Origin of the sequence: Klebsiella sp. JN_Kp122 (assembly GCF_040062085.1) — a bacterium.
Lineage (GTDB): Bacteria > Pseudomonadota > Gammaproteobacteria > Enterobacterales > Enterobacteriaceae > Klebsiella > Klebsiella aerogenes.
On the sequence record NZ_JBEAHW010000026.1, the window covers coordinates 38,541 to 64,164 of the forward strand.

27 protein-coding genes are annotated in these 25,624 nt (G+C 51.4%); 9 read left to right on the forward strand and 18 right to left on the reverse strand.

Going from position 1 to position 25,624, the window contains the following annotated elements:
- Positions 1 to 54: 54 nt before the first annotated feature.
- The 5 genes from ABLU78_RS12190 to aspA all read right to left on the reverse strand — a co-directional run bounded on the left by ABLU78_RS12190 (position 55) and on the right by aspA (position 5,643).
- On the reverse strand, positions 55 to 630 hold the full coding sequence (locus ABLU78_RS12190; RefSeq protein ID WP_015704143.1) for a transcriptional regulator: 576 nt from the start codon (positions 628 to 630) through the stop codon (positions 55 to 57).
- Between the two features lie 35 nt (positions 631 to 665).
- On the reverse strand, positions 666 to 2,390 hold the full coding sequence (locus ABLU78_RS12195) for a protein-disulfide reductase DsbD (protein WP_048229756.1): 1,725 nt from the start codon (positions 2,388 to 2,390) through the stop codon (positions 666 to 668).
- Positions 2,366 to 2,689 (reverse strand): divalent cation tolerance protein CutA, encoded by a 324-nt coding sequence (gene cutA, locus ABLU78_RS12200; RefSeq protein WP_015704145.1) that lies wholly within the window; start codon positions 2,687 to 2,689, stop codon positions 2,366 to 2,368. Before cutA ends, ABLU78_RS12195 begins: the two co-directional genes overlap by 25 nt.
- Before the next feature lie 99 nt (positions 2,690 to 2,788).
- A complete protein-coding gene (locus ABLU78_RS12205; RefSeq protein ID WP_015368669.1) occupies positions 2,789 to 4,090 on the reverse strand; it encodes an anaerobic C4-dicarboxylate transporter in 1,302 nt (433 codons plus the stop codon).
- A gap of 116 nt (positions 4,091 to 4,206) precedes the next feature.
- Entirely contained in the window at positions 4,207 to 5,643 is a 1,437-nt protein-coding gene (aspA, locus tag ABLU78_RS12210) for an aspartate ammonia-lyase (RefSeq protein WP_015368668.1), read from the reverse strand.
- Positions 5,644 to 5,978: 335 nt separating this feature from the next.
- Between aspA and ABLU78_RS12215 the strand changes: the two genes are divergently transcribed.
- Positions 5,979 to 6,449 (forward strand): FxsA family protein, encoded by a 471-nt coding sequence (locus ABLU78_RS12215; RefSeq protein WP_015368667.1) that lies wholly within the window; start codon positions 5,979 to 5,981, stop codon positions 6,447 to 6,449.
- Positions 6,450 to 6,480: 31 nt separating this feature from the next.
- Here the strand turns inward: ABLU78_RS12215 and yjeH are convergent, their stop codons facing one another.
- Positions 6,481 to 7,728 carry an L-methionine/branched-chain amino acid transporter gene (gene yjeH, locus ABLU78_RS12220; RefSeq protein ID WP_015368666.1) on the reverse strand — a complete coding sequence of 416 codons (1,248 nt, stop codon included), beginning with the start codon at positions 7,726 to 7,728 and terminating at the stop codon, positions 6,481 to 6,483.
- 231 nt (positions 7,729 to 7,959) lie between these two features.
- Between yjeH and ABLU78_RS12225 the strand changes: the two genes are divergently transcribed.
- The 3 genes from ABLU78_RS12225 to ABLU78_RS12235 all read left to right on the forward strand — a co-directional run bounded on the left by ABLU78_RS12225 (position 7,960) and on the right by ABLU78_RS12235 (position 10,418).
- Positions 7,960 to 8,253, forward strand: coding sequence for a co-chaperone GroES (locus tag ABLU78_RS12225; protein ID WP_003855929.1), 294 nt, complete (start codon positions 7,960 to 7,962; stop codon positions 8,251 to 8,253).
- 37 nt (positions 8,254 to 8,290) lie between these two features.
- Positions 8,291 to 9,937, forward strand: a complete 1,647-nt coding sequence (gene groL / locus ABLU78_RS12230; protein ID WP_015368665.1) for a chaperonin GroEL — start codon at positions 8,291 to 8,293, stop codon at positions 9,935 to 9,937.
- A 127-nt stretch (positions 9,938 to 10,064) separates the two neighbouring features.
- Positions 10,065 to 10,418, forward strand: coding sequence for a DUF4156 domain-containing protein (locus ABLU78_RS12235; RefSeq protein WP_015368664.1), 354 nt, complete (start codon positions 10,065 to 10,067; stop codon positions 10,416 to 10,418).
- 42 nt (positions 10,419 to 10,460) lie between these two features.
- Here ABLU78_RS12235 and yjeJ read toward each other — a convergent pair whose 3' ends face one another.
- From yjeJ to ABLU78_RS12275, 8 genes are all read right to left on the reverse strand, one after another.
- Positions 10,461 to 11,330 carry a YjeJ family protein gene (gene yjeJ, locus ABLU78_RS12240; protein ID WP_048229751.1) on the reverse strand — a complete coding sequence of 290 codons (870 nt, stop codon included), beginning with the start codon at positions 11,328 to 11,330 and terminating at the stop codon, positions 10,461 to 10,463.
- A gap of 10 nt (positions 11,331 to 11,340) precedes the next feature.
- Positions 11,341 to 13,464 (reverse strand): peptidase domain-containing ABC transporter, encoded by a 2,124-nt coding sequence (locus ABLU78_RS12245; RefSeq protein ID WP_048229749.1) that lies wholly within the window; start codon positions 13,462 to 13,464, stop codon positions 11,341 to 11,343.
- Positions 13,457 to 14,746, reverse strand: a complete 1,290-nt coding sequence (locus ABLU78_RS12250) for an HlyD family secretion protein (protein ID WP_032713484.1) — start codon at positions 14,744 to 14,746, stop codon at positions 13,457 to 13,459. The genes ABLU78_RS12245 and ABLU78_RS12250 overlap by 8 nt, the downstream gene beginning before the upstream one ends.
- Before the next feature lie 84 nt (positions 14,747 to 14,830).
- Positions 14,831 to 15,193: a hypothetical protein gene (locus tag ABLU78_RS12255; RefSeq protein ID WP_032713485.1), complete on the reverse strand. Its 363-nt coding sequence runs from the start codon at positions 15,191 to 15,193 to the stop codon at positions 14,831 to 14,833.
- Between the two features lie 265 nt (positions 15,194 to 15,458).
- Positions 15,459 to 16,475: a fimbrial protein gene (locus ABLU78_RS12260; RefSeq protein WP_032713488.1), complete on the reverse strand. Its 1,017-nt coding sequence runs from the start codon at positions 16,473 to 16,475 to the stop codon at positions 15,459 to 15,461.
- Positions 16,476 to 16,498: 23 nt separating this feature from the next.
- Positions 16,499 to 19,045: a fimbria/pilus outer membrane usher protein gene (locus tag ABLU78_RS12265; protein WP_048229747.1), complete on the reverse strand. Its 2,547-nt coding sequence runs from the start codon at positions 19,043 to 19,045 to the stop codon at positions 16,499 to 16,501.
- Between the two features lie 35 nt (positions 19,046 to 19,080).
- Complete coding sequence (locus tag ABLU78_RS12270; RefSeq protein WP_032713490.1) at positions 19,081 to 19,767, reverse strand: molecular chaperone; 687 nt, start codon at positions 19,765 to 19,767, stop codon at positions 19,081 to 19,083.
- A 56-nt stretch (positions 19,768 to 19,823) separates the two neighbouring features.
- Positions 19,824 to 20,396, reverse strand: coding sequence for a fimbrial protein (locus ABLU78_RS12275; RefSeq protein WP_032713493.1), 573 nt, complete (start codon positions 20,394 to 20,396; stop codon positions 19,824 to 19,826).
- A gap of 500 nt (positions 20,397 to 20,896) precedes the next feature.
- Between ABLU78_RS12275 and ABLU78_RS12280 the strand changes: the two genes are divergently transcribed.
- On the forward strand, positions 20,897 to 21,448 hold the full coding sequence (locus ABLU78_RS12280; RefSeq protein ID WP_032713494.1) for a winged helix-turn-helix domain-containing protein: 552 nt from the start codon (positions 20,897 to 20,899) through the stop codon (positions 21,446 to 21,448).
- A gap of 166 nt (positions 21,449 to 21,614) precedes the next feature.
- On the opposite strand, the gene epmB is transcribed toward ABLU78_RS12280, so the two are convergent.
- Positions 21,615 to 22,646: an EF-P beta-lysylation protein EpmB gene (epmB, locus tag ABLU78_RS12285; protein WP_032713495.1), complete on the reverse strand. Its 1,032-nt coding sequence runs from the start codon at positions 22,644 to 22,646 to the stop codon at positions 21,615 to 21,617.
- 42 nt (positions 22,647 to 22,688) lie between these two features.
- Between epmB and efp the strand changes: the two genes are divergently transcribed.
- The 4 genes from efp to sugE all read left to right on the forward strand — a co-directional run bounded on the left by efp (position 22,689) and on the right by sugE (position 24,212).
- Positions 22,689 to 23,255 carry an elongation factor P gene (efp, locus tag ABLU78_RS12290; RefSeq protein ID WP_003855940.1) on the forward strand — a complete coding sequence of 189 codons (567 nt, stop codon included), beginning with the start codon at positions 22,689 to 22,691 and terminating at the stop codon, positions 23,253 to 23,255.
- A gap of 64 nt (positions 23,256 to 23,319) precedes the next feature.
- Positions 23,320 to 23,451, forward strand: coding sequence for an entericidin A/B family lipoprotein (locus ABLU78_RS12295; RefSeq protein WP_015368654.1), 132 nt, complete (start codon positions 23,320 to 23,322; stop codon positions 23,449 to 23,451).
- A gap of 158 nt (positions 23,452 to 23,609) precedes the next feature.
- Entirely contained in the window at positions 23,610 to 23,756 is a 147-nt protein-coding gene (gene ecnB, locus ABLU78_RS12300; protein ID WP_015368653.1) for a lipoprotein toxin entericidin B, read from the forward strand.
- A 138-nt stretch (positions 23,757 to 23,894) separates the two neighbouring features.
- The gene (sugE, locus tag ABLU78_RS12305) at positions 23,895 to 24,212 is read left to right on the forward strand and encodes a quaternary ammonium compound efflux SMR transporter SugE (RefSeq protein ID WP_015704154.1); all 318 of its coding nucleotides are present in this window, start codon (positions 23,895 to 23,897) and stop codon (positions 24,210 to 24,212) included.
- Here the strand turns inward: sugE and ABLU78_RS12310 are convergent.
- The 3 genes from ABLU78_RS12310 to frdC all read right to left on the reverse strand — a co-directional run bounded on the left by ABLU78_RS12310 (position 24,209) and on the right by frdC (position 25,618).
- Positions 24,209 to 24,739 carry a lipocalin family protein gene (locus ABLU78_RS12310; protein WP_015368651.1) on the reverse strand — a complete coding sequence of 177 codons (531 nt, stop codon included), beginning with the start codon at positions 24,737 to 24,739 and terminating at the stop codon, positions 24,209 to 24,211. The two genes, sugE and ABLU78_RS12310, sit on opposite strands and share 4 nt — an antisense overlap.
- A 113-nt stretch (positions 24,740 to 24,852) precedes the next feature.
- Positions 24,853 to 25,212, reverse strand: a complete 360-nt coding sequence (frdD, locus tag ABLU78_RS12315) for a fumarate reductase subunit FrdD (protein ID WP_015368650.1) — start codon at positions 25,210 to 25,212, stop codon at positions 24,853 to 24,855.
- A 10-nt stretch (positions 25,213 to 25,222) separates the two neighbouring features.
- Positions 25,223 to 25,618 carry a fumarate reductase subunit FrdC gene (gene frdC / locus ABLU78_RS12320; protein WP_015368649.1) on the reverse strand — a complete coding sequence of 132 codons (396 nt, stop codon included), beginning with the start codon at positions 25,616 to 25,618 and terminating at the stop codon, positions 25,223 to 25,225.
- Positions 25,619 to 25,624 lie beyond the last annotated feature (6 nt).

Here is a 25,624-nt window from a genome sequence, read left to right on the forward strand (position 1 = left end):
CCACAGAAAGTGTCAGGGAATTATATGCGCCTTGCAGGGGTTCGGAAATCCGAATTACGTAAGCGCGCCGCCCATCCGGCAGCGGGCAAAGCGCAGGATATCTTCCGCCAGACGATGGGCGGTATCGACGTCGGCCTGGCTACGTTTGATCAGCATGCGGCTCAGGCAGCCTTCGACGATTAATTCCATCTGCTTGGCGACCATTTCCGGATCATCCACCTCAAGCTGAGTGAGCAGCTCGTGCGTGTAGGCCAGCGAAGCCTGCTTCTGCTGTTCCGCTAACTGGTGAATTGGGTGTTGGGCATCCGGGTAAAAGGTACAGGCGGCGATAAACAGGCAGCCGGGATAACGGTGGTTGCTGACGCATTTGGTCAGTGCGCTATAGCGCGCCAGCAGCTTTTGTTCTGCGCTCAGCGTCTCATCCAGCAATAGCTGGCGACGCCAGGCGTCTACCTGCTGGCTTAAATAACGCAGGGCGTCATAGAGCAACGCTTCGCGGTCAGGCCAAAAACGCTTGAGGTCATCAAGCGGATATGCGACGCGGTCGGCGACCATTTCCAGCGTGGTGTTGGCGATACCCTCGATTTCGAGAATTTGTATGGCTTCACCCAGGACATCTTCACGTTGCACGGTAGTCTCCTCCATTTATCCTCCTCAAGTGTCGTTCACGGTTGCCAATCGCGCAAATGGGCGCTGAATGCCGCGGCATCCATAAACCCGGTGACGCGCTGCGCGGGCTGTTCTTCTCCCTGCGCGTTGAAGAACAGAATCGTCGGCAAGCCGAGCACCTGTAAATGTTTCAGCAGGGCCGCGTCTTGCGCGCTGTTCTTGGTGACATCCACTTGTAGCAGAACGGTCTCTTTTAGGGCCTGTCGCACTTCAGGAGCGCTAAAGGTATATTTTTCGAACTCTTTACAGGCCACGCACCAGTCGGCATACAGATCGAGCATGACCGGTTTCCCTTTGGCCTGCGCCAGCGCCTGGTTGAGTTCATCAACGGTGCTGACGCGGGTAAATTCCAGATGCGCCTGCTGCTGGACAGCCGGCGCGCCAAAGGCCCAATCCTGCAGCGGACGCGCGCTAACCAGCGCAGCGCCCAGCATGACGATTTGCACCAGCCGTAGCCACGGTTTGCTCGCGCCAAGCGAGGTAATAAACGCCCAGCTAAAGAAGGCGACGCCAAGCAGCGACCACAGGCGTAAACCCCAGGCTTCGCCAATAACGCGCTCCAGTAAAAAAACCGGCAGCGCGAGGATCACGAAGCCAAACGCGGTCTTGACATCAGCCATCCACGGCCCGCTCTTTGGTAGCAGACGGTTACCGAACACGGTCACCAGGATCAGCGGCAGCCCCATTCCCAGCGCGTACAGATACAGCGTGCCGCCGCCGAGCCACAGGTTACCGCTTTGGGCGATATACAACAGAATGGCGCTAAGCGGGGCCGTAGTGCAAGGGGAACAGATAAGCCCGGCGATAGCGCCCATTGCAAACACGCCGCCCGGCGAGCCCCCCTGGCGCTTGTTGCTCATTAGCGTCAGTCGGGTTTGCAGTGATGAAGGCAACTGCAGCGTAAACAGGCCGAACATCGACAGCGCCAGCGCGATAAATACCACTGACAGCCCAATTAATACGTAAGGGTGCTGCAGCGCGGCCTGGAATTGCAGACCGGCGGCGGCCACGACCAGACCCAGCGCGGTATAGGTTACCGCCATCCCCTGGACATAAATAAATGCCAGCAGCAGGGCGCGCGCCGTCGATAAGCGCTGTTTACCGCCGAGGACAATCCCGGAAATCAGCGGATACATCGGTAAAACACAAGGCGTAAAGGCGATGCCGATACCAATCAGCAGCGCCCATAGCGCCGAAAATGGCAGCGACGCGGGTTCCGCGCCGGTCTGGCTGCCGCTGGCGGGGAGCGTGGCGGGCGCTGAAGGTTTGGCCGCTTGCGCCTTGTCGGAATCGGCGAGCACCGCGCTGAGCGGCACGACTTTGGTCTCCGGCGGATAGCAGAACCCGGCGTCGGCGCAGCCCTGATAGGTGACGGTCAGCGTGGCTGCTTTGCCGGCTTGCGTGAGAGTAATCGGCAACGTCAGGCGCTGACGATAAATTTCGCTTTTGCCATAAAACTCGTCTTCATGCCATTCGCCAGGCGGTAGAGAAGGGTCGACGATCGCCGCGTCCTTTGTCGTCAGCGTAACCTGCTTACGGTAGAGGTAGTAGCCATCCTTGATGTGCCAGCTCAGGTTGAGGTCGTGTTGATTCTGCTGAAAGTCAAAGGCGAAAGCCCGATCGGCGGGCACGAAGTTTGAGCGCCCGGGGGCGTCAAACAACCCGGCGCTGGCGGATGCGCTGCACAGTAGCAGGATCAGCGTAATGATGCGTTGAGCCATGAGAGGTAATCGTTGTCTCCGTGAGTAACCGGCAGGACCAGTAGTTCGGGGGTTTGATACGGGTGATGGGACTTCAGGCAGTCCAGTAACGCCTGCTGATGGGCCTGATTGGTTTTGAGCAGCATCTGGACTTCATACTCCTGCTCAAGCTTTCCTTCCCAGTAGTAGAGCGACGTCGCTCCCGGCAGGATGGTGGCGCAGGCGGCGAGTTTTTCCCCGAGCGCTTTGGCCGCCAGATCCTGGGCGGTCGCTTCATCCGGCGCGGTACAGAGTACAACAACAGCATCAGGCGTAGTCATCGTGAACCTCGTATCAGCGAAAAGAGGCACTATAGCATGCATGATGCGGGGAGATTAACCAAAGGGGCCAGTTACTTTACTGGCCCCTTTTTAACGATCTTACAGCATGAGGCCGCCGAAGATGAATCCAAGGATCACGCAAAGCGTAATGGCGATGACGCCCGGGATCAGGAAGGCGTGGTTAAAGACATATTTGCCGATACGCGTGGAGCCAGTGTCGTCCATTTCGACCGCGGCCAGCAGGGTCGGATAGGTTGGCAGCACGAACAGCGCTGAGACCGCGGCGAATGAGGCAATTGCCGTCAGCGGGGTGACACCGAGCAGCAGCGCGGCTGGCATCAACGCCTTGGTAGTGGCGGCCTGTGAATAGAGCAGCGTAGCGGCGAAGAACAGCACTACCGCCAGCAGCCACGGATAGTTGTGCAGCAGATCGCCCGCTACCGTCTGGATATCGGCAATGTGCGCTTTGACGAAGGTATCTCCAAGCCAGGCGACGCCGAGCACGCAGACGCAGGCGCTCATCCCGGACTTAAAGGTGCTGGCGTTCAGCACTTCGCCAGTGTCGATCTTACAGGTGATGCTAATCAGCGTGGCGATGGTCAGCATGAAGACTACGATCGCTTCGTTACGCGGCAGTACCGGGTTCTGGATCAGGCCGACGGTGTCGCTGATGGCAGTAGCGTAGAACATGACCGCGACGATGCCGACGAGGAACAGCAGGACGGAGCGTTTAGCGTGCGGCTTCAGTTCGAAGACCTGACTGCCGCGCAGGCTCACTTCCCCTTTTGCCAGCCGTTCCTGGTAGACCGGGTCGTCTTTCAGCTCGCAGCCGAGGAAGTTACAGACCACGGCGGTCAGCATGACGGCAATCAGGGTAACCGGCAGGCAGATCGCCAGCAGCGTCAGGTAGCTGACGCCAAGCGGTTCGAGAATACCGGCAAAGAAGACCACTGCCGCTGAGATCGGCGAGGCGGTAATCGCAATCTGCGAAGCGACAACGGCGATGGAGAGCGGGCGGGAAGGGCGAATACCCTGTTCTTTCGCCACTTCGGTAATCACTGGTAGGGTAGAGAACGCGGTATGACCGGTGCCTGCCAGCACCGTCATAAACCAGGTGACCAGCGGCGCCAGGAAGGTAATGTACTTGGGATGGCGGCGTAGCATACGTTCGGCGAGGCTGACCAGATAATCCATCCCTCCGGCGACCTGCATCGCGGCGATTGCGGCGATAACCGCCATGATGATTTCAATGACGTCAAAGGGGATTGCGCCGGGTGGAATTTGAAAAATTAAGGTTAAGACGAGGACGCCGAGACCACCGGCAAAGCCGATACCAATGCCCCCGAGTCGGGCCCCCAAATAGATTGCCAGCAGGACAACCACGAGCTCTGCACCAAACATATATGCCTTCCTTGTTTTTTAACAAGTTGATATTGAATTGTTGTCGTTTCGTAAACCCAAAAAAGCAAAAAGGCATGTCATCACTGACATGCCTTTGGTTAGTTTACCCTGAAAGCTTACTGTTCGCTTTCATCGGTATACCGTTTTGCTTTATAAGCCGGATGCATCAGGTTTTGCGGGGAGAAAATGTCATCCAGTTCGGCTTCAGTCAGCAGCCCGCGTTCCAGTACCACTTCACGTACGCTCTTACCGGTTTCGGCGCAAATCTTGCCGACGATATCGCCATTGTGGTGGCCGATGAACGGGTTGAGGTAGGTCACGATACCGATGGAGTTGTAGACGTAGCTTTCGCATACCGCTTTGTTGGCGGTAATGCCGTTCACGCATTTTTCCAGCAGGTTGTAGCAGGCGTTAGTCAGGATATGGATAGATTCAAACATCGCCTGGCCAATCACCGGCTCCATAACGTTCAACTGCAGCTGACCGGCTTCAGAGGCCATGGTTACGGTGGTATCGTTGCCGATAACTTTGAAGCACACCTGGTTAACCACTTCCGGCACCACCGGGTTAACTTTTGCCGGCATGATAGAGGAACCGGCCTGCAGCTCTGGCAGGTTGATTTCGTTGAGGCCAGCGCGCGGCCCGGAAGAGAGCAGGCGCAGGTCGTTACAAATCTTGGACAGTTTGACCGCCAGGCGTTTCAGCGAACTGTGAACCATCACATATGCGCCGCAGTCAGAAGTCGCTTCAATCAGGTCTTCCGCCGGAACGACCGGCAGGTTGCTGACTTCCGCCAGTTTCTGTACCGCCAGCTGCTGGTAGCCGTCAGGGGTGTTCAGGCGAGTCCCGATTGCGGTCGCGCCGAGGTTCACTTCCAGCAGCAGTTCTGCAGTACGCAGAATGCTTTTGGTTTCTTCGTTCAGCAGGACGTTAAAAGCGTGGAATTCCTGGCCGAGGGTCATCGGCACCGCATCCTGTAACTGCGTGCGGCCCATTTTCAGGATGTCCTGGAACTCGACGGCTTTCGCCTGGAAGCCTTCGCCCAACTGTTTGATGGCATCGATTAATTTGAGAATCGAAGCATAGACCGCGATGCGGAAACCGGTTGGGTAGGCGTCGTTAGTGGACTGGCATTTGTTGACGTGGTCATTAGGGTTGAGGAACTGGTATTCACCTTTCTGGTGGCCCATCAGTTCCAGACCGATATTCGCCAGCACTTCGTTGGTGTTCATGTTGACGGAAGTGCCCGCGCCGCCCTGGAACACATCAACCGGGAACTGGTCCATGCATTTACCGTTGTTCAGCACCTCATCGCATGCGGCGACAATGGTGTTCGCTACGCTTTTAGGAATGGTTTGCAGTTCCTTGTTAGCCAGCGCGGCGGCCTTCTTCACCATCACCATGCCCCGAACAAACTCAGGGATGTCGCTAATCTTGTTGTTGCTGATGTAGAAGTTTTCAATCGCTCTCAGAGTATGAACGCCATAGTATGCGTCAGCTGGAACTTCCCTGGTGCCCAACAGATCTTCTTCGATACGAATGTTGTTTAACATGTGAACCTTCTTTTTCAAGCTGCCAATGAATTCACCAAATACACAGAATTTATAGGATTTAGCGTATTTTCAGACCGAAGATTATTTCCTTAACCGGCCCGGTGCCCACGATCATATGCTGATGATAGCGAAGTTCAGTAACCTTGATCACTTATTATATAGCGCGGCGGATAAGAATTATTAATCTGTGAAATGAGTCACCGCTTTACTATTTTTGAAAAAAATGCCGTTACCGTTGATTGAAAAATGGCGCGCCAACCCCACATTCCTATGACGCGAATAGCAAATTTATCACTACGGGCGTCTGCGACGACGGCCGAATGAAGGAGACGCCGGTGCGTTGGATCCCATTTATTGCCTTTTTCTTATACGTTTACGTCGAGATCTCGATCTTTATTCAGGTCGCGCACGTGCTTGGCGTGCTGCTGACGCTGATTCTGGTTATCTTTAGCTCGGTGGTGGGGATGTCGCTGGTGCGCAACCAGGGCTTCAAAAACCTGATGCTGATGCAGCAGAAAATGGCGGCTGGCGAAAGCCCTGCCGCAGAAATGATCAAAAGCGTGTCGCTGATTATCGCCGGGCTGCTGCTGTTGATCCCGGGCTTCTTTACCGACTTCCTCGGCCTGCTGCTGCTGTTGCCGCCGGTGCAAAAGCTGATGACTTTAAAACTGATGCCGTATCTGCGCTTTAGCCGGATGCCGGGCGGCGGTTTTAGCGCTGGCGCCGGCAACGGAGACACCTTCGAAGGGGAGTTCCAGCGCAAAGACGACGAACGCGACCGTCTGGATCACAAAGACGACCGCTAAAACGACAAAACCGGCCTGCGCCGGTTTTTTGTTATCGGCTTGCTGAGGATGACCGTGCAGGTAAGGCGAACCACAGCACCGCCAGCATAATAATGGCGTACAAGCTCTTCCAGCCGACCATTGCCAATAGCAAAACGCAGAGCACGCTGCCCACAATGGCCAGCACGCGGTATTTACCGTGCAGGAGTCGGCATCCCGCCAGCATGCACAGCAGATAAATCATGATGAAAATGCCGTTGGCATAGACGATCAGCGCATCGAGATTAATGTTCAACCAGTAAATGCACAGCGTACTGAGTACGCAGCAGCCTAAGACCGCATTCAGCGCATTGCGTGGTACCTGACGCGGCGACAGGCGGGCCAGATAACCTTCCGGCTTGAACTGCGCCTGCGACCAGACCAGGCGGGCAAAACTTTGGATATAGATATTGAGGCTGGCGAAGCAGGCGAGATAGCCGATCACGCAGGCGACCCACAGCGCCTGCACGCCGAACAGCCGTACCACGATGTTTGGCAGCGAGGCCGCCGCCGCCATTTCCGCACCGAAGGCGCGAAAATGCAGTACCACCACGGTACAGCCCCAATAAACGGTTCCTGCCAGCAATAAGCCAATCATCAGCGCTCGGGGGAAGTCGCGCTCCGGACGTTTAAACTCTGATGCCAGATGAGCAAAGGCTTCAAGGCCGACGAAGCACCAGAACATTACCGATAGGGCAGCAAACAGCTGCGACGTGTCGACATCTTTAGGTTCCGGGAAAGGGATCTGCGCCGGGTTTATGCCGCCGCGCCACCAGATAGCGACGATCAGCGCGACAATCATTACCGCGACCAGCGTCTGTAGATTGGCGCTGGAACTGGCGCCGCGCGAGCCCACCCACCAGACGATCGCCAGCGTGCCGAGCTCGGCAAGCAGCAGTTGAGTATCGTGCCAGCCAAACAACGCCTGGCCAAACCCGGTAGCAATATGGAGGGCGGCGGGTAAACCCACCGGGATGACTGATAAAAACAGCCAACCGGTTACCCGCGCCAGACGCGGGCCAAACGCCATATCCACAAAATGAGCCACGCCGCCAGCGCTGGGAAAGTGGCGCCCAAGCACGGCAAACACGATAGCGATGGGAAAGACTAGGAGAATCAGCGCTGGCCACGCCCACAGGCTGTTATCGCCAGCGACCAGCGCCGCCAGCGCCGGTACGGCGAACACGCCGGTTCCCAGTAGTGATGTTGAAAGCAACCCGACTCCCTGACCTAACCCCAGCTCCTGTTTTAACCCACTCATGACTCAACCCTGCGCGCGGCAAAAAAACGATGTTATCACAACCCTTTGCGCCAGATAGCGCAGCCGCCGCGGGAATATTTTTGCGCGTCAGCGCACAGGCGGAAATTTTTTTTTAATTTTCCCCTTGAAGCCGTAAATGGCCATCCCCATCTCTCTCTGCACTAGTCGGAAACCGTTTACGGCCCGGCGCCATCCATAACTGATAATGACTTTCTCGAAGGAGAGCTATCAATGAGTATTCGTCCGTTACATGATCGTGTGATCGTCAAACGTAAAGAAGTTGAAACCAAATCTGCAGGCGGCATCGTTCTGACCGGTTCTGCGGCAGCTAAATCAACTCGTGGCGAAATCATCGCTGTCGGTAAAGGCCGCATCCTGGAAAACGGAACTGTGCAGCCGCTGGACGTTAAAGTTGGTGACATCGTGATTTTCAACGATGGTTACGGCGTGAAGTCTGAGAAGATCGACAACGAAGAAGTGCTGATCATGTCCGAAAGCGACATCCTGGCAATTGTTGAAGCGTAATTCGCACGACCCTGAACGAATTTGAGGAATAAAAGAAATGGCAGCAAAAGACGTAAAATTCGGTAACGACGCTCGTGTAAAAATGCTGCGCGGCGTAAACGTACTGGCAGATGCAGTTAAAGTCACCCTGGGCCCGAAAGGCCGTAACGTTGTTCTGGACAAATCCTTCGGCGCGCCGACCATCACTAAAGATGGCGTTTCCGTTGCTCGTGAAATCGAACTGGAAGACAAATTCGAAAACATGGGCGCGCAGATGGTGAAAGAAGTTGCCTCTAAAGCGAACGACGCTGCAGGCGACGGTACCACCACCGCAACCGTACTGGCTCAGGCTATCGTTAACGAAGGTCTGAAAGCCGTTGCTGCGGGCATGAACCCGATGGATCTGAAACGTGGTATCGACAAAGCTGTCGTTGCCGCTGTGGAAGAACTGAAAGCGCTGTCCGTACCGTGCTCTGACTCTAAAGCCATTGCTCAGGTTGGTACTATCTCCGCTAACTCCGACGAAACCGTAGGTAAACTGATCGCTGAAGCGATGGATAAAGTCGGTAAAGAAGGCGTTATCACCGTTGAAGACGGTACCGGTCTGGAAGACGAACTGGACGTCGTTGAAGGTATGCAGTTCGACCGCGGCTACCTGTCCCCTTACTTCATCAACAAGCCGGATACCGGCGCTGTTGAACTGGAAAGCCCGTTCATCCTGCTGGCTGACAAAAAAATCTCCAACATCCGCGAAATGCTGCCGGTTCTGGAAGCCGTAGCGAAAGCTGGCAAACCGCTGGTTATCATCGCTGAAGACGTTGAAGGCGAAGCGCTGGCGACCCTGGTTGTTAACACCATGCGCGGCATCGTGAAAGTTGCAGCGGTTAAAGCGCCGGGCTTCGGCGACCGTCGTAAAGCTATGCTGCAGGACATCGCGACCCTGACTGGCGGTACCGTTATCTCTGAAGAGATCGGTATGGAGCTGGAAAAAGCGACTCTGGAAGACCTGGGTCAGGCTAAACGCGTTGTTATCAACAAAGACACCACCACCATCATCGATGGCGTTGGCGAAGAAGCCGCAATTCAGGGCCGCGTTGCTCAGATCCGTAAGCAGATCGAAGAAGCGACCTCTGATTACGACCGTGAAAAACTGCAGGAGCGCGTGGCTAAACTGGCCGGCGGCGTTGCGGTAATCAAAGTCGGTGCTGCTACCGAAGTTGAAATGAAAGAGAAAAAAGCGCGCGTTGACGATGCCCTGCACGCGACCCGTGCTGCGGTTGAAGAAGGCGTGGTAGCTGGCGGCGGCGTAGCGCTGGTCCGCGTGGCGGCGAAAATCGCTGGCCTGACCGGTCAGAACGAAGATCAGAACGTCGGTATCAAAGTTGCGCTGCGCGCAATGGAAGCGCCGCTGCGTCAGATCGTTTCCAACGCAGGTGAAGAGCCGTCTGTTGTTGCCAACAACGTGAAAGCAGGCGACGGTAACTACGGTTACAACGCGGCTACCGAAGAGTACGGCAACATGATCGACTTCGGTATCCTGGATCCGACTAAAGTCACCCGTTCTGCGCTGCAGTACGCGGCATCCGTTGCTGGTCTGATGATCACCACCGAGTGCATGGTGACCGACCTGCCGAAAGGTGACGCGCCTGACTTAGGTGCTGCTGGCGGCATGGGCGGCATGGGCGGTATGGGCGGCATGATGTAATCGTGCGCTATACGGCATAAAAATGCAGAAACCCCCGGTCAGAAATGGCTGGGGGTTTTTCTTTTTGCTGGCTTTTTAGTATAAGGTTTACATCCGGGCCAGTGCGTCCAGCTCATTGGGGAATAACATGCAGGTAAAATATTTAGCAGGGATTGTCGGCGCAGCATTATTGTTAGCGGGTTGCAGTTCCAGCAACGAATTAACCGCAGGCGGCCAGAGCGTGCGTTTTGTTGAAGATAAACCGGGAACGGAATGCCAGCTGTTAGGGACGGCAACCGGCACGCAAAGCAACTGGCTGTCCGGGCAGAATGGCGATGAAGGCGGCTCGATGCGCGGCGCGGCGAATGCGCTGCGTAACCAGGCGGCGGCCATGGGCGGTAACGTCATTTATGGCGTGAGCAGCCCGACGCAAAATCTGCTGTCGAGCTTTGTCCCGACCGATAGCCAGATGAACGGCCAGGTTTATAAGTGCCCGAACTGATGCGTTAAGCACTCTCTGCCTGCGCAGAGAGTGCTTAACAATTTATGCCTCAAGCGCTGCTTTGGTAGCCACGTAGAATTCGTGCAATGACTTTAAGCATTCATCCTTAGTCAGCATTTGTCCAGGTGCGGATGGAATCACCTTGCTGAAGATTTGATGCGGCGTATGCTGGTTGTGAACTTGTTTTAGCTTCTGGCTCTTTTCAATCAGACGTAGCGCGATACTTTTTTCAAAATCTGACTGATGCGCGGCGCTGGTTTTAATCACCGCGCCAGAGAGTACTTTTTTACCCTCTTCCTGCTCGTAGCTATACAGCACGCCAAGATGATGGTTGAACAGATTCAACTTCCACTCTTCCTGAGCGTATTGCTGGTACTCGATATTAGGTTGGGTCGTTAAATCGACGGTATACAGCAGTACGAAGTCCAGAGCCAAAGCTAAATATTCATTCAGTTTCGTGTCCGCGGCCATGGTGAGAGATTGTTGGATCCCCAATATCAGCGCTTCGACCTGGCGGTCATCAATCCGTAGAGTTGCTATTTGCTCGTTCTGCAGCATTAATATCAGCGTCGATTCTGTTTCCCCTGGTTTCAGGGTGAGCGACATGATTCGCAGCTCCGGGTTGGGGTTTTGTACCTCCAACATATCTATCTCTGGCGTGTTGGCTATTAGCGTTTCATTGTAGGCAAGAAGCTCCACTTTCTGAGCCTCATTCTCGCCATCCTGCTGTAATCTCTGCAAGAAAATAGACATCCGGTTTGCTAGGACCATGAGCAGGTCAGCCAGCACCGGTGCCTGCAGATAGTATGTCTGACACAGGCCATTCTGCTTTTGTACTTTCAGCAGCAGCGCCATGAAATGGTCTTCGTAGGTAATTCCGGCGGTGTTAAAACCAATAAACGTTCCTTGCATACTCTTCTCCTTACGCTGGCATTGGTATTCTTGACTGCGATAAATCAATAACCCGATCGGCAGAGGCGATGGTTGACGGGCGGTGGGCGACGATGACGCGGGTAATACTGAGGCCTGAAATAGACTGGTTGATAACCGACTCGTTTCGTAAATCGAGATGGCTGGTGGCCTCATCCATAAACAGAATGCTCGGTTTACGGTAAAGCGCGCGGGCAATCAAAATACGTTGCTTTTGGCCCCCGGAAATCCCCAGGCCCAACTCACCAACGATGGTTTCATAGCCCATCGGCATTTTCATAATTTCGTCGTGAATGTTGCAGCGTTTGGCGCATTCGACGACAAAATCCACATCGGCGTTATCTTCAAAACCGCTGATATTATCGATAAGCGACCCGGAAAAGAGGCGGTCCTCCTGCAGCACGCAGGCGGTTCCCTGGCGATAGTTATTTAGACCTATCTTCTGGATATCGAGATTATCGGCGAAGACGTCGCCGCTGGTGGGCGAGAGCAGCCCGCACATCACTTTCAATAGCGTGGTCTTACCGACGCCGGACGGGCCGACCAGCGCGACGGATTCCCCCGGCTCAACGGTGATGTTCAGATTTGAGAAAATCGGCTGCGAAAAGGGATCGTATTGATAGCTGAGATTTCTGACTTCAAGCCTGGCGCCGGCATCCTTCGAAAAGACTTCACGTGACGGTAGCTCTTGCTCTGGTTCGCTGAAGACGATCTCTGAAAGACGCTCGTTATGCAGCGAGAGCATGCGTAGCTGCATGGTAAGATCAACCAGGCTGGATGCGCGCTGGGAGAACTGACCGCGGTAGGCGTTAAAAGCCATAAACATACCGAGGGTCATTTCATTATCAATAACCATAATGGCGCCCAGCCACAGTACCGCAACCTGATCGATGGCGGTAATAAAGGTATTGATACCGCTAAACATCATGTCGAAACGGGTCTGTTTGATCCCCGCATTACAGGCGTCGATGTTGATATTCAGCCAGTGCTGAGAGCGGCGTTCTTTCAGGTTCAGCGCTTTGATGGTCGAAATACCGTATAGCGACTCCATAAAGTGTGAACTGGAGCGCGCGCCTTTGATTACCTGTTCTTCAGCAACGCGGCGATAGAAGCGATAAGTTCCCAGACGCATAAGGGCGTAACATAAGGTAAAGCCAACGACGACCCATGTTAGCCAACCGCCGTACAGGGTGAGCATAATCAGCAGGCCGATCGTCATGATCGAGTCGATAATGCCGCTGACAATGCTATTAGTGAACGTGGAGCGAATGGTGTCCAGCGATGAAAAGCGGGACTGTATATCTCCCAGATGACGCTTTTCAAAAAATGCCAGCGGCAGGCTGGCCAAATGATCGAATAGAGTGGTTTTCCACTGAATATTGGTCAGCGTGTTGAGCGTCAGTGAAGTCCATGCGCGCAGCATGCTGATAAAGGTGCGGAAGAGGGTAAAGAAGACCAGACCAATACAGATAACCGAGAGCAGGCTTTGATCGTGGGCCATGATCACGTGGTCAGTGACCAACTGCGTGCCTATTGGCAACAGTAGTCCAATCGCTTCAACGACGACGGAAAAGGCGAAAATTTTCAGCAGCGCTGATTTTAAGCCAACAATATTACGCATCAGATCTAACAAACGTAGGCGAGATTTGGCTTTTTCCTGCTGGAAGTTCTGATCGGGCCATAACTCTAACGCGATGCCGGTAAAGTTGTTCGACATTTCCTGAATGCCGATAATGCGTTTACCCAGCGCCGGGTCGTGAACCATAAAGCTAGATTTGCGTACTTTGGTGAGCACGACGTAGTGGTTCATTCCCCAGTGGATAACGCAGGGCAGCTTTAATTGTCTGATTTCATCAAGATCGAGCGACAGCGCGCGGCTTTTTAAGCCAGCATGTTCTGCCGTTTTGCTCAATGACATCAACGTTACCCCCTGGGAGGGGCTGCCAAAGCGTTGACGGAAATTGAACAGATCAATATCGAGACCATAATGGCCGCAAACCATTGCCAGACAGGCAATGCCACACTCGGCGGCTTCCGATTGCAGTATTACCGGCGTCTTTCTCAATATCGAAAAATTAACTTTCGCCGTAATTTTTTCAAACAGTTCATTAGTCATGAATCGGGCCGCTCACGCTTTGAGTAATCTTATAAACCGGAGTAAACATCCACATGTAGAGAGGGCGTTCTTCAAGGAAGACAACAGCCTGTGCTTTAAGCCCATTGGAGAGGCTTAGCTTTTTCCCGTCATATTCGAACTGTTTATCTTTAATTTTGACAATCGCTTTATACAGCGCCAGTTCTTGTTGCTGATTGGTACCGTTACTGACGTTGGTGTATTCAGACATTTCTTGCCGTGACGCCGGCATTGATGATATGGATATAATTTTTCCTGGGAATTGACCAAATTTATCCGATGGGAAGGCATCATAGCGAATATTGATGGTATCTCCCGTTTTTAAATACGGAATGGTATTGTTGGGTAGCCACAGAATGAGATAATACTCAACGTTTCCGGTCGGTTTTATCTGGGCCAGGCTACTTCCATTATCAACGGTTTGCCCTTGGGTAGCCGACAGTGACTCAATCCTGCCATCGCTGGTCGATTTGATAATAATATTACCGTTAGCATTAGATTCCACTAACTGATTTTTATAATCATTGGCCTGGTTGTATTGACTGGAAATTTGGTTGTCAAAATCAGCAGCTTTAGTGATTATATCGCTATTAAGTTGTGTAATTTGCGATTCGAGTTGCATTTTTTGGCTAACTAAAGACTGGTAGGCACTCTGCTGCTGAAAGTATAAAGAGTGCTGATAGTTATACTGATCTTTTGTTATCAGGCCGTTGCTAAGGTATTTATCGTAGCTGGAAAGGTTATCATGCATTTTCTTCAGGCCTACCTGGGTGTTGACCAGCATACGGTTGGTCTCCTTCAGGGAGGCAGTGGTAGTTTTTAACTGCGCATTCAGCGCATTTAACGTCTGGTTTTTATTATCTTCCAGTTTTTTAATAATATCTTCAGAGTTGGCGATTTTTTCATTGATAACTTCTATCTGTGCCGCGCTAACATTGCCACTGGTGGTGCTGCGGGAAACATCAATCTCGTATAGCGGTTGGTTTTTTTTTACGACGTCACCAATTTTTACGAATTGCTTGACGATAAACCCCTGCTGTGGCGCAAAGACGTTAATTGAGTGAGGCAGGGTAATGACTTCGCCTTTAACATCGACACGCTGGGTAAACTTGCAAAATATCAATGCGCAGATAAGCGCAATGAGAAATAATGCCGACAATAAGGCGATTAACCAGGCGGGTAAGCCAGCGAGCAACAAGGCTTTCCCTTTCCAGTGATGCCTTTTGTATTCGATCGCTTCCTTGCGATATAGCTTATTATTCATGTTAATAGTATTTTACTGGTTCTGGCTGACATTGAATATAGAGCAACAAAGGCCTAAAAGGCCTTTGTTATTATTTCATTATTTTTACCACGGAGCGAAAGTGCCGTTAAGCGTGCTCTCAATCAGTGATTGCAGAGCCTCAACGGAACCTTCCCAACCTAATGCGACAGCGCCTACGGCTCCGCCGATAGCACCTAAGATAAAGCCTGCGACAGCGCCAACGGCATTGCCAATTAGACCCAGCCCGAGGACGCCACCGTTAGAACCACCCTGAAAGCCGCCAAGTCCCGCTCCGACACAGGCCGTAATGACAGAGCCGAGGATACCAGCACCGAGCGCTTCTACTGCATTACTAGCCAGAGAAGTGAACGCTGCTGAAGCGGAGGAAAAATCCCACGTATATCCACCGGAGATTGCTTCCATTTCAAAAACTGTTAATTCTTTCATTACTCTAATTCCCTTAAGTAAACGTTGACTAAACTACTGGTCGATGTAATCGCCCGGTGGCAAACAATAGAGGTGAAAATGAGTGTAATCAACGAAATGAAGTGTGAATAATTTATGAAGTTCTTTCATATTAGATAATTCATAATTATTCTGGCATTCATATTGTATTTGTGAATTTATTTATATGCAAAAGTACCGCAATCCTTTTGTATACAAAGAGAATGAAAGAGAGCCATTACTGGCTCTCTTGTTACATTCAGTATTTCTACTGTTCCTGGATCACTACTTCTAACATAGCCTTAACTTTACCGTTTGTGATGCTATCACTGCTATTACTCTGGCGATAGTAATCAGCGGTAAGGTTGATAACCTGTGACGTGGCGGCGCTATTAAAGCTGTAGCTATCCATATCATAAAAGACTAATGGGGTTCCGGTTTGCTTGAAAATGATGCCAACGTTTTTGGCACCAGAATCATCGGTTATCATATTATCAATGATACCATCACCAGATGTACTTGCTGTACCTACCGGGTTAAACCAATACATCAGTGTATTACCAATTGACCCCGCAGGGCAGGTAATCGTTAATAGAATATTTTTCTGCTCCGGGGTGACGCCGCCGCGAGAGACCGACATTAACGTACTTTTCTTAATCCGGTTTAGCGTTATCTGTGAACTGGATGGTGAGATATCACAGGAGGTTGCCTGATATTTAGTGCTTTTGAGCTTAATGCTAGTCGTGTATAAGAGTTTTTCGGTGGTGCCAGGGTTAGTGGTCGGATTACCGACAGAAAAGCTGATTGATGGGTTTGAGTCCGAACCTGAAGTATCAATGACCTGCTTGGTTTTGATAAACCACACGGTGATGAATTTATAGTAATTATCTGACGTATTCTCAAACGGTATCAGTACTGAACCCGCCACGGCTGGGACCAATGCGCCATTTTTACTTTCCAGAAGATCGGATACCTGGAATCCAATACCATCAATACCGGTTTCATATACCGGCATTCCCTGAATTCCGGTTACACCAGAAACCTCCGGCGTACTAATAGTAGTAATATACTGATCGTTTGTTTTCTGGCTACATGAGAAGTTTTTATATGTGCCGGTACCGTATTTAGTTGAATACAATATGCTTCCCACCGGAATAGAATCATCTGTTGGAATTTTAGCGCTGATAGTAAATGCTTGCCGCTGGATGCTGCCTGAGTAACTACATTTTGCAGCCGCCTCACCACAGGTAACTAAAAGCATTAATAGAATAAACATTCTCTTCATCAATATTCGTCCTTAAATAATGGCTAGCGACACACCGTTTCGACCTGGCTTAAGCCAGCGGTTTTGCCTTCCCGTGGCGGTAACGTGAAGGGGGCATTACACTGCTGGGAAGTACTTTTTCCCCACTGCACGTTGAGCGTCCCGGTTTGCTGCAACCCGGACATATAGACCATCCCGGCATCACTCACGATGCTGGCCTGGCTTTTCGCATCCCCCGCCAGTAGGACCATAGCGCCATAAGGAACATCATTGCCGCTGGCAGTTTTCAGGTGAATAAAGGCGCGCTGTCCTATCTTGCCTTCGTAGTTGGCTCGGACGATGGCGCCGCGGGTAGGTACTACGCTTTGCGTGGTTTCCGGCAATTCCATATCATCACCGAGCGTGGCGCTATCAAGGGTAATATCGGTGCGGCGATATGGGGTAACGTAAGGTACGATGGCATAGCCGCGATAGTCGGTCGAGATGGTGTTATCGGTCGTCAGTTTGACGTCATCCAGCCCCGGAGCTTTAATCAGCACGGCGGCATCGGTGATATCCTGACCTAAAGTGATGCCATCAGCATGGGCGATGATACTGCCGCTGGCGCCATAATCGACACGCTGGCTATCGCGGTCATAGCTGTAACCGGCGTTAAGGCTGCCCTGGGAGCTGTTATAGGTCGCACGCATGTCGCCGCTGTAATATTCACGGTTGCTATATCCCTGCTGAATACTCCAGTCGAGGCTATCGTTTTCCAGCCCAACCCCTCCGATGGCGACGGACTGATCCGTTGAGCCAGGGTTACTATTGGTGAGCTGATAGCTGGTGTAGGTACCAGGAAGCCAGTTGCTGATTGGCAGCGTGACGGTCAGCGTAATGCGCTGATCGTCCTGCGCGTCGCTGTCGGAGCTATTGTTACTCCAGGTATAGCGGCTATAGCTATAGCCCAGATAGAAGTTCACATTTCTAAAGCCACCGTTATAACCGACGCTGATAGATTTATTGGTGCGTTTATCATCCCAATAATCCTCAACCAGCCCGCTAATAGATATGCTACCGAGTCCTTTACCCAGGCTTTGGTTGAGTGTCAGGTTGGTTCGATTGCGTAATGAACGGGTGGTATAGCTACCGTCATTAGCATAGCTATCCAGCACCTCAGATAAGGTGTTAAATCCCTCAGTAGAGTACCGGTAGCCAGCGATGGTAATGTTGGTTCCGGTATCAAGGATGTTTTTACCGTAGCGGATGCGCCAGGACTGTCCCGAAGTCTTTTCCCGATCCTGCATTTTTGACCAAGCCTGGGTGACATCCGCTGACGCGGCGCCGAAATCACCAAGGTTATAGCCGAGACCGGATGACAATGCCTGATAATGTGAGGCCATTTGCATCCCGCCGTAGGCCGTCAGGCTACTGGATACCCCATAGCTGGCCGTTGCCTGGGTAAATGGCGTTTCATGGACGCCGTCATCATATGGGCGATATTTACCTGAAGTGATTTCATATTGCAGCTGGCCTTCACGTACCATGACCGGCAGCGTGGCGAACGGCACGATAAATTCTTGTTTTGAGCCATCCGACTCTTCTACTGTTACATACAGGTCGCCGCTACCGCCGCTTGGGTACATATCGGTGATTTCAAAGGCGCCGGGGGCTACGTAGGTCTGATATACCTGGTAGCCATTCTGCTTAACGATCACCCTGGCATTGGTTTTTGCAATTCCTCGGATAATTGGCGCATAGCCGCGAAGGCTCTCCGGCAGCATGGAGGTATCCGTCGCGAGTTGGAGCCCAGTAAATGGTACGCTGTCAAAGATCCCGGAAAGCGAGGAGCTTTCACCCATTACCAGGTTACTGTTAATAGGGCGTATGCTGCGCTGCATGTACAGGTATGCCGACTCCCAGTCGCCGCTATCACCTTTACTTTTGTTCCAAGTACTCAGGTTTCGTATGCGCCAGGGGCCAAGGTTTAAGCCGGACTGAAGGTTAAGACTGTAGTATTCATCTTCGGTTTCGAAATCATCCGAACCGCTGAACTGGTAATTTACCAGTAGCGCGTTGATACCGTCATCAAATTGATCCTCGGGAATAAATCCCTGCACGACAGTGGATAATGCCGCCTGAGGAATGGAGACATTTAAACGCTGGGCGTTAAAATCAAAATCCGCTTTGGTATCCGGAATAATCGTGAGGTTAGTGCAGCCATTAGCATCTTCTTTCAAGGCCGGAAATGCTTTGATTCTTACGCCATATTGCGATAAGTCTTTCAGACTGAAACAGGGTGCTAGTTTAATCTCATCACTCGCAAGACTTTCACGGCTATTATCAATCACAAATTTTATAGTTTGGGTATCGAGGTATTGACCATTAAAGACGATATCCACCCGGTAATCACCGGGGGCCTGCGCATTCCTGGCTTCAAATACAGATAAGTCTGGGGCGTTTGAAGGATCGCTACCATTCAATGAATTTATGAATGAGGGATCGAAAAAATCTCGTGCTTGCGCATTCTTATCCAAACCACAAAAAAGCGCGGGCAATAATGCGATGCCGAGCGCTGATAGTTTGAATAGGTCTTTATTTTTATTTTGCATAAACACATCCCTATAATATTAACAAGAACTTCCAATTACAGCGGTGAGGAATAGAGCGAACCGGCTCCTCCATAATCGTTGACTATCTTCCATGTAATACTTGATGCGTTAATACTTTCTTTTAATGTCACTTCTTTTGTAGCCATCGGAGGGATAGCATTCACTTCATTTTTTATCTCGGTATTACCGATTTTTATCGTATTGAAGTAGTAGAAAAATGGCGTAGGATTTTTAATGGATAATTTATTACCAGACTTTCGCCACTCGAGTTTTGCCGCTTCGGTGTTTGGTTTCATATCAAATAGCGATTTTGGTCGATACACCAGACGCATACGATGGCGAACCGCCAGTTGAATGGTATTGTTTTTGGCATTTGCCTCATCTGCGGGTGGTATAGCCATAACGTTAAAATAAAACATCGATTCGCGATCGGTTGGCACAGCGACATTACCCGTTGAAAACAGGCGTACGGTATTTTGCTGTTTCGCTTCCAGACGGAACAGTGGCGGCGTGGCCATGAAGGACGGCGCTTGTCCTTTCGGGGTCTCGATCCAGGACTTAATTAAGTAGGGAATACCGTCTTTGTTTTCTATTTGTGCGGTTATTTCGCGGGAACCCTCTTTGTAAAGATAACGGGTAGATTCAATGACAATGCCGGCATGTGCAATGCCGCTTATCAGTAAAAAGCAGGGGAAGACAAGTTTAAATAAAGTCCTGAGCATAGCGGTTCTCTAAACGAAAAAAGGGCTCGCCGGACAGCGAGCCCTTCGGGGTAAAATTAGGCGTCGGCGCTGGTGTAGTCGATAGTAAAGGTCGCTACGCCTTTAACCGGACCTTCGGTTACAGTAGTCGCGTCGTTTACTTTCACATAACCAGCGTAGTAGTTCAGAGAAGTGACTTCGCCGTCAGTGTAGGTTTCATCCATGGTTTGGGAACCATCGAAGGCTACACGAGAACCGTCGCTGACTTTCGCGATGCCGATACCGATGCCGGCAGCGCCGTCGTCAGCGGTGTTGTCCAGAATTGTTGCGTTGGTGCTAGTGCTACCAGTAACTGCAACGGTCAGGCCGGTTGCTGGTTTGTCGCTGCCTTTGGCGCAATCAGAAACGTCAAAACCAAACTTCTGGCTTTTGAACAGAGTGTTAGCAGTCTGTGCGTTCGCTTCGCTGGTGGTAACAGAAGTCAGACGAACGATGCCATTGTTCAGAGTACCAGTCGGAGTGACTACGCAAGAAGTGGAAGAGTCGTTGACTTCGCCAAGAACGGTCACTTCAGCAGTGTTAGCGGCCATTGCCTGTGCGCTCAGAACTGCAGATGCAGCAACCATTACAGCTACGATTGTTTTTTTCATTTATTTGTCCATGTATAAATACGTAATCCCTGAAATAGATGTTGCCTCAGTTTTAATTAATGAATCACTGAATAATCCTTAATTGCCGCTGAGTCTTAACACTATCCCGTTCTTTACTCCTTTGGTGTCCCTTGTAATATGCAGGTACTTGCCCGCAATTAGCTTAAGACGGGAGCAGAGAGGAATTTAATTGGCAAGCCGGTAAAATGCATGTGAATTTTAATTGAATAACCTATTTTAATGATGAGAGAAACGTTTCACATTTTAATCTTTGGGAATAGTGGTAGCGTTAACGTGATGAATGTTGAACAATATGGCTGGCTTCCTTTTTGTTTAAATATCATGATAGTCTTATCGCCGCTCGAAAATGGCGAGCCAATGATTGATATGTGAAGCTATCTAATGGTGGGCCTGCCTAGGGCTATTTGCTCAATTTCAAAGATGGAATCTCATTAATTTCATGTTTAGTTCACATGACTAATGAAAAAAGGAAAAGCATTATGGCATTTAGCGAATTCATTATTAATGATGAAGTTATATTCGATGTGAATATGAGTGAGTTACGACCTGTTAATGAAAATGGTGAAAGCGTTAACTTGAATGGTCCAACTGCACGTTGTTTACAATTGTTAATTGAAAGTAATGGGCGAATCATTTCTCGAGAGGAATTTCTGGAAACAGTCTGGAAAACAAGGGGAGTCGTCGTCGCGCAAAATACTTTTTATCAAAATATATCATTGCTCAGAAAATCACTGCTGAAGGCTGGATTATCACAGGATATCATTGTTACCGTCAGGCAGCGTGGGTTTATTCTTGCTGCAGGTTCCGCGATCGTACCGGTTGTTAAAGCTGAGGAAGAAATTTCTACTCCCCCGATAATCCCCTTAATAAAAGAGGTTGTATCAATAGAAGATAGTGTACCAGAGGTCAATACAAACGAACGTCAAAATCATATTGAAAGCAAAAGAGATGGAACATTTAAATTACCCACGTGGTTTATCCTCATGTTCTTTCTTATGGCGGTAACTAATATACTTTCATTGCTGTTTTAGAAACATTATTACTACATTATTTGAATATTTTCACATTGTATATAACTATAAATATGAAGAAAACACCGTCCACAGACTAATGTTGGCGAGATAATAGTATGTTATTTATGTGTCAGGAAAATATAGTTTTAAAAGTATCTGCCGGACAGGGCCGGCAGAGAGGGGCCTAGGGCTGTTGTTTCAAACCTAAATCCAGCGGCGTTTTACTCGGTTCGCCGCCGATTTCACGTGCCAGTCTTGGCACCATATAACCAGATACCAGCGTTAATAGCTCACGCATGATCGCCCGTGCTTCCTCATCTTCTACCATGAAGTGGGCTGCGCCCTGGACTTTATCGAGCACGTGCAGGTAGTAGGGCATTACCCCGGCGTCGAACAATGCATTGCTGAGGTCCGCCAGGGTTTGCGCATTGTCGTTAACTCCGCGTAACAGAACACTTTGGTTGAGTAGTGTTACGCGCGCTTGCCGCAGCCGCGCCATCGCTGCCCGGAACTCCGGGCCGATCTCGTTGGCATGATTAATATGGTTGACCAACAGTATCTGCAGCGATGAGGCGTTAAAGCGAGCCGCCAGCCCTTCGGTGATCCGCGCCGGTATGACAATCGGCAAGCGGCTATGGATGCGTAACCGTTTAATATGCGGGATCGCTTCCAGTTCCGTCAGCAACCAGTCAAGCTCATGGTCTTTGGCCATGAGCGGATCGCCGCCGGAAAAAATAATTTCATCAAGCTGCGGATTGGCGGCTATGTACTCGAGCGCCGCCTGCCAGTTGCGTTTATTGCCCTGGTTCTCGGCATAAGGGAAGTGGCGGCGGAAGCAGTAGCGGCAGTTGACCGCACAACCGCCTTTCACCAGCAATAGCGCCCGGTTGCTATATTTATGCAACAGGCCAGGTACAACGCTGTGTTGTTCTTCCAGCGGATCGGTGGAGAAACCTGGGGCGGCAACAAACTCTTCTTGTGCGGTAAGTACCTGACGAAGAAGAGGATCGTTTGGGTTGCCTTTTTCCATACGCGCGATAAACGCGCGCGGTACGCGCAGCGCGAAGAGACGCTTCGCATCGCGTCCCGCCAATAGGTTTGCATCTGTTTCCAGATCTAAAAGATGCAATAGTTCATCGGGACTGGTCACAACATCGGCAAGTTGCGTGATCCAATCTTCTCTGGATGGGGTATTTAGGGTTACAATATGCGCCATTTTGTGGCTTAGCTACCAAGTTAAACAATTTCAGAGGGCCTTATGGCGACTTACTATAGCAACGATTTTCGTGCTGGTCTTAAAATCATGATGGATGGCGAACCGTATGCGGTTGAAGCCAGCGAATTCGTTAAACCAGGTAAAGGCCAGGCATTCGCACGCGTTAAGCTGCGCCGCCTGCTGACCGGCACCCGTGTAGAAAAAACCTTCAAGTCCACCGACTCTGCAGAAGGCGCGGACGTTGTCGATATGAACCTGACTTACCTGTACAACGACGGTGAGTTCTGGCACTTCATGAACAACGAAACCTTCGAACAGCTGTCTGCTGATGCTAAAGCTATCGGCGACAACGCGAAATGGCTGCTGGATCAGGCTGAGTGCATCGTTACCCTGTGGAACGGTCAGCCTATCGCTGTCACGCCGCCGAACTTCGTTGAACTGGAAATCGTTGAAACCGATCCAGGTCTGAAAGGCGATACCGCAGGTACTGGCGGCAAGCCGGCGACTCTGTCCACTGGCGCAGTGGTTAAAGTTCCGCTGTTCGTTCAGATCGGCGAAGTCATCAAAGTAGATACCCGCTCCGGCGAATACGTATCTCGCGTGAAGTAATTCATGCTTTGAGACGGTGGGCGCAGCCTGGTTGCTGCGCCTTCAGTTTCACGCCGGGACTAACATGAACCAGACGCTCAAACTTCTTGCCTTGCTGCTGCTCAGCGGCGCGTTGCTTACTGGATGCAATACCGCCCGCGGTTTTGGCGAAGATATCCAGGGGTTGGGGCATGCCATTTCTCACGCCGTTAGCTAATCTCATTTCATTAGATCATTCTCATTCTCTGAATTCATCTTGCTAAGTTCCGCCTGAACCTCTTTTTCTCTTAAAAAACGCGACTATCCCTTCATTCTGAATCAGTTTGGCTATGCTTATAGGGCAAGAAAACAAAAACTGTTTATAAGGATGATATTATGGTGAAAAAAACGATTGCGGCGTTCTTTACTGTTTTGGTCCTTTCTTCTGTGCTCACCGCATGTAACACCACGCGTGGTATCGGTGAAGACATTTCTGACGGCGGCAGCGCTATCTCTGGTGCGGCGACCAAAGCTCAGAATTAAACATTACCGGTACGGCCTCGCGCCGTACCGGTCTTCACATTACCGGCGCCGTTGTTTATAATCCCGACGTTTTCAACCACCTTGCGGGACGACCCGTGAGCGTATCTCATCCGGGGACGGCCCCATTACTGGAGCCTTATGTCCTGGATCATTCTCTTTATCGCCGGTTTGCTGGAAGTCGTGTGGGCCGTCGGCCTCAAATATACCCATGGATTTAGCCGCCTGCTGCCAAGTGTGATTACCATAGCCGCTATGGTCGTCAGTATGGCGCTGTTATCGTGGGCGATGAAATCACTGCCGGTGGGTACCGCCTATGCGGTGTGGACCGGGATCGGCGCCGTTGGCGCAGCGATAACCGGCATCGTGCTGCTGGGCGAATCCGCAAGCCCGATGCGTATCGCGAGCCTCGCCTGTATTGTGATCGGCATTATCGGGCTGAAACTCAGCGCGCATTAATAGCGCTGGTTAACCCAAATCAGTTTGCTTACGTCGAAGCCCTGCCGGGTGGCGATATCCAGCATCTGCTGTTTCACCTGTGGCGAAATCTTCGGCGTGCGCGCCAGTAGCCACAGGTAATCGCGATCCGGCCCGCAAACCAGCGCATGGCGGTACTCTTTATCCAGCGCAATCACGTTGTAGCCGCCATAGAAGGGGCCGAAGAAAGAGATCTTCAGCGCCGCGCGGTTGGGATCGCCGGTGAACCAGGCAACGCCGTCTGTTTTCTGCCAGATCCCACGCTCGGGGTTATAACCTTTATTAACCACATCTATGCCGCCATCGCCGCGCAGACTGTAAGTCGCGGTGACCTTTTCCAGCCCGCTTTCGAAATGATGATCGAAGCGGGCGATTTCATACCAGGTGCCGAGGAAGCGTTGGCTTTCAAATGGGCTGACGACGGTCACGCCAGCGGGAGGAACGGGATTGCTGCACGCAACGCTCAGCAATGACGCGATAACCACGGTGAGAACTGGCAGCAGACGCATAGGTATCTTCCTTACCGCTTTTTCTCTAAGTGTAGATAGCGGCAGGAAAAAAGTAGGGCGATTTTGTCGATAAGCGAGCCCGGTAACAGATTGCTACCGGGCGAGATGTTGCATCAGATAAATAACACGCCGACCAGGGTGACGACGGTTAAAATCGCCGCCAGGCCATAGAAGACCCATTTGCCGTTCGGCACGTGGATTTTCAGGTCGTGCATCGCATGGTGGATACGGTGCAGGCCGCACCACAGCGGCAAAACAATCATCAGGAAGATAAAGAGGCGACCGATGAAGCTATGGGCGAAGGCGTAAACGCGTTCGTAGCTGAAAGCATCGCCAGGCGCGAGCCCCAGCGGCAGTAGAATGCCGACCAGCAGCACCATCACCGGCGCGATAATCGCCCCCCACATACCGCCTGCGCCAAACAGCCCCCAGAACACCGGTTCATCGGAACGTTTTGGATTGGGATTAATCATATCAGCCTCCTTACCAGAACAGCGCGACAAACAGGATCACGATGCTAACCAGCGCTGTAACCGCCCACAGCCCTTTAATCAGCGGCTCAGGCCCCATTTTCTCGCCTTTAATAATGATGTTGGCGGCTTTCGGCGCCAGCTCAAACCAGGTTTTGGTGTGCAGCAGCGCCGCTGCAAGGGTGATCAGGTTGAGGATCACCACAATCGGGTTTTGCAGGAATGCCACATAGCCCTCCCAACTTTCAGCGCCGTGCTTGAGGGCGAACAAGCCGTAAATCAGCACGATGCTGAACCAGACCGTTGGCACCGCTGTCCCTTCACGCAGCATATAGAAGCGATAAAACGGCAGCTTCTTCCACCAGGTGGAGGTCATGGGCCGCACGTAGGGTTTGCGTTTAGTCGTCATAGTGCA